A 3,740-nucleotide genomic window follows, 5' to 3' on the forward strand; every position below is an offset into this window, starting at 1 on the left:
ACTGTCAGGCCGCACAGCTCCCTGGGATACCGCCCACCCGCACCGGAAGCCGTCATCCCAATAGACCAGCGGCCGACGATGCACTAACAATCAACCCGGACCACTCGGTGGGGGCAGTCCACCACCAGCGCAGACGATGCGAAGAACTCTTAGCAGACGGTCAGGGCGTCCTGAATCGGCCTGCGCCCGATGCAATGCCGATCAGTGCGAGGATCGACATTCCGGCCCCGACGAGAAAAGGCGTCGCGGAACCCACACTGTGCCACAGCCATCCGGCCAGGGTATTCCCGACCAGCACGACCACACCGGTCACGAGATTGAACGTGCCAAAGGCGCTGCCCTTCAGATGTTCGGGCGTCGCTGCAGCAATCATCGCGCCAAGCAGCCCCTGCGAGAGTCCCATGTGCAATCCCCAGAGCACCGTGCCGAGGACATAGACCCAGACCGTCGCGGCATAAGCGAGCGTCAGGTGGGCAGCGATCAGAAAACCCAGGCTTCCAAGCAGCAAACCGGACGTCCCGATCCGGTCCGACAGTCTGCCTGCGGGAAAGGCCGTCAGACCATAGGCGGCGTGCATGATGACCAGCGACAGCGGCACCCAAGCGGGCGTGAAGCCTGCCTCCAGCGCCTTCAGCAGCACGAACGCTTCGCTGAAACGGGCAAGCATGATGATCGAAGCCAGCCCGATCACGGCCCAGACAGCCCGGTTGAGCCGGAAAGCGTCGACAAGACGGAAGCTTCCGCGTTTCATCGAATGGCGTCCCGCAGGCTCCTTCACGAAGAAGACCAGGAAGACCATGCAGAGCGCGGCAGGAATGGCGGCGATCCAGAACACCGAAAGGATATCGCCCGCCAGCAGGATCATTGCGCCGACCGCGACCAGCGGGCCAACGAATCCGCCCACGGTGTCGAGCGACTTGCGCAGGCCGAAGCTTGCCCCGCGAATTTCGGGCGGGCTCACGGCGGCCACGATGGCGTCCCGCGGGGTGCCCCGGATACCCTTGCCCACCCGATCCATAGCTTTTGCCAGCACGATCTGGTCCAGGCTCACCGCCCATGGGAAGATCAACCGCGACAACGCGCCCAGACCATAGCCCAGCACCGCCAGGGGCTTCGCCCGCCTGCTGATATCGGACAGGACGCCGGAAAGGAACTTTGTGGCGGTCGCAACCGCGACCGACGAGCCTTCGATGAACCCGATGGCCAGGGCCGACGCCCCGAGCCCTCCGGCCAGATACAGGGGCAGCAGCGCATTTATCATCTCGGATGAGACGTCCATCAAAAGGCTGACGATACCCAGCATCCAGGCCGTCGCCGGAATGGCCGGTCTGATCAAAGCCGCGGAAGTTTGCGCGGGGTTCAATTCTGGCATCACGGTCCCGATGAAGCTGCCTTGTGGCGATGCATGAAATATTCGCGCCGTTCAATGGCAGCTCCGTCCCGCATAGCCGCCCTGCTGGTCATACCCGGTTTCATTGATCGGTGCTCTCCGGTTTCCCGACTCTCATCAAGCGGTGCCTCCCTATCACCCCCTGCCGCTATGCGGGCAGTTCCTTCAGTGGATTGGCGTAAGGCACGCCGAGCGGCGCGAAATGCCGCTCGTTGGCGGTCAGCACCGTCAGGCCGTGCGCGGCGGCCGTCGCCGCGATGGCGATGTCCTCGAAGCCCGGATCATGGGCGCGCGCCCGGTCGAGGATCGCCCCGGCCTGACGGGCTTCATCGATGCCGAAGGACAGGATACGGTTGCCATAGAAATGCTCGACGGCGGCCAGCCAGCGGCGCAGTGCCGGGGCCTTGGCGCTGGCGCCGACCCTGACCGCCCGGGCGATGCCGGCCTCGATCTCGGCGATGGTGATCGCCGAGAGATAGAGCCGGTCGTTATGGGCGCGCATCCAGGCCGCGAGAGCCTCGGCATCGCGCCGCGTCGGCGCAGAGGCCGAGAGAATATTGGTATCGAGCAGGTACAAGTTTCAGAGGCCCGTATCCCGCAGCGCGCGCGCCGGCTTGCGGGCGCGTTCGGGAATGTCCTCGGGCGCGCCGGGGAAGGCCAGCAGCAGATCGGCGAAATCCGGCACCCGGGAGATGCGCTGCCATTCCTCGAAGGAGAGCAGCACCGCTTCCTTGCGGCCGTGCCGGGTGATGACCGTCGGCTCGCCGGCCACGGCCTGATCGACCACGGCGGAGAGCGTCGCCTTCGCATCCCTGAGCTGGAGTTCCTTCATGGCCGCCTCCGGGTTGTGACTACACATAGTCATATAGTGCATGGGGTCCGGTCGTCAAGATCCCGGCCGCTACTCTGCATCCTGAAAACCGGCCGTCCCTGACGGCCATCACATCCCCAACCCACGCCTTCGACCGAAGCTCCAGTCCACGCCGCCATCCGCGCGGGCAACGCCGGAGACGTGCCGGTCGAGATGCCGCTCAAGCGAGGGCGTCCAGGGCACCAGCTTGAAGCCCAGCCCGTCGTCGATCATGGCGAAACGCCCCGAGGCCAGGGCGAAGCGGCGGCGATAAGCGCCCGCAATGCTGTCACCACCGGCTGTGCGCTCGAACGGCAGGCCAGTCTTGGCGACAAGCTTTTCGGCAAGCGCACCGACCTCGCGCTCGCGCAGCCGGTCGAGCAGCCGGCGCGCGAAGACCACGCGGCTGCCCTGCCGTTTGGCCAGACCCTCCTCGATCAGGTGCTCCACGCGCCGCTTCATCGCCTGGCGCACCTCGGCGCCGAAACCGGCCTCCGACAGCGCCGCAGGACCGCGGGCCACCGCCTGGCGGTCGAGCCAGGTGGCGCCGCTGGCGGTGACCTGGGCGCGGATATCGAGATCGGAGCGAACAGCCAGCGCAACCCGGCGCGCGCCCTTCGCATCCTCGTAAGACCGCAACTCGACGATGGAGTCGGGCGCGCTGTCGCCGGCGGCGCCGAAATGCGGCAGCCGGATATGATGGGTGCGGCCATCGACACCGTCGATCACCGCATAGGCGCTGCCCTTCAACTCGTCGTCATGGCCGCGCTCGACCAGCCTGCCAAGGATGGGGCCGTCGGCCTGCTCGCCGGCGAAGCTGTAGTCCGAGACCCCGCGCTCTATCCCCTGCCCCGACAGCGCCCGATGGATGCGCTTGATGATGTCGCCGCGCTCGCCGAGGTCCCGCAGCACCATCTCGGCTTCAGGCCGGATTGAGCTGCTCCCCGGAAATCGGACAGTGACGGAAGCTACGATCTGACGTTTGCTGGTCTCCAAGAACGAGGAGATCAGGAATGCGGAAACGCAGAAACCATGACGCGGGCTTCAAGGCGCGCGTGGCGCTCGAGGCCGTTAAGGGCGAGCGCACTGTGTCAGAGCTGGCGGGCGAATACGGCGTGCATCCGACGATGATCCATCAATGGAAGAAGGCGCTGCTCGACGGAGCTGCGGATATCTTCGAGCGCGGCGGCAAGAAGCCCTCGACGGAGGTGGATGAAGAGACGGTCCGATCACTGCATGCCAAGATCGGGGAGCTGGCTGTCGCCAACGATTTTTTGTCACGAAAGCTCAAGCCGTGGACCGGAAAGTGAGGCGTGGGATGATCGAACGGAACCACCCGGCGCTGTCCATCGGGGCGCAGTGCCGCCTGCTGTCGATCTCGCGCTCGTCGTTCTACCACGAGCCGGCTGGAGAGACGGATCAGAACCTCGGCCTGATGCGGCTGATCGACCGGCAGTTCCTCGACACGCCGTTCTATGGGGTTCGCCAGATGACCTGGCA

Annotated in this window: 5 protein-coding genes and 1 pseudogene; 2 read left to right on the forward strand and 4 right to left on the reverse strand. The window is 65.6% G+C overall.

Annotated features, from left to right (window positions below; all coding sequences use genetic code 11):
- Positions 1-160: 160 nt before the first annotated feature.
- The 4 genes from ASV56_RS22110 to ASV56_RS22125 form a co-directional block, all read right to left on the reverse strand.
- Positions 161-1,372, reverse strand: a complete 1,212-nt coding sequence (locus ASV56_RS22110; RefSeq protein ID WP_062564115.1) for an MFS transporter — start codon at positions 1,370-1,372, stop codon at positions 161-163.
- A gap of 166 nt (positions 1,373-1,538) precedes the next feature.
- The gene (locus ASV56_RS22115; protein ID WP_062564116.1) at positions 1,539-1,967 is read right to left on the reverse strand and encodes a PIN domain-containing protein; all 429 of its coding nucleotides are present in this window, start codon (positions 1,965-1,967) and stop codon (positions 1,539-1,541) included.
- 3 nt (positions 1,968-1,970) lie between these two features.
- Complete coding sequence (locus ASV56_RS22120; RefSeq protein WP_062564117.1) at positions 1,971-2,222, reverse strand: type II toxin-antitoxin system Phd/YefM family antitoxin; 252 nt, start codon at positions 2,220-2,222, stop codon at positions 1,971-1,973.
- Between the two features lie 108 nt (positions 2,223-2,330).
- A complete protein-coding gene (locus tag ASV56_RS22125; RefSeq protein WP_253880251.1) occupies positions 2,331-3,236 on the reverse strand; it encodes a DUF3363 domain-containing protein in 906 nt (301 codons plus the stop codon).
- 17 nt (positions 3,237-3,253) lie between these two features.
- Between ASV56_RS22125 and ASV56_RS22130 the strand changes: the two genes are divergently transcribed.
- Positions 3,254-3,550, forward strand: a complete 297-nt coding sequence (locus ASV56_RS22130; protein WP_062560391.1) for a transposase — start codon at positions 3,254-3,256, stop codon at positions 3,548-3,550.
- 8 nt (positions 3,551-3,558) lie between these two features.
- Positions 3,559-3,740, forward strand: a pseudogene (locus ASV56_RS24100) (IS3 family transposase); the annotation flags it as partial.

The sequence above is a fragment of the Paracoccus aminovorans genome (assembly GCF_001546115.1).
Lineage (GTDB): Bacteria > Pseudomonadota > Alphaproteobacteria > Rhodobacterales > Rhodobacteraceae > Paracoccus > Paracoccus aminovorans_B.

Excerpts from the sequence above, each read along its gene's own strand:
- ASV56_RS22110 (WP_062564115.1), bottom strand. The coding sequence starts at position 1,372 with ATGCCAGAATTGAACCCCGCGCAAACTTCCGCGGCTTTGATCAGACCG.
- ASV56_RS22120 (WP_062564117.1), bottom strand. The coding sequence starts at position 2,222 with ATGAAGGAACTCCAGCTCAGGGATGCGAAGGCGACGCTCTCCGCCGTG.
- ASV56_RS22130 (WP_062560391.1), top strand. The coding sequence starts at position 3,254 with ATGCGGAAACGCAGAAACCATGACGCGGGCTTCAAGGCGCGCGTGGCG.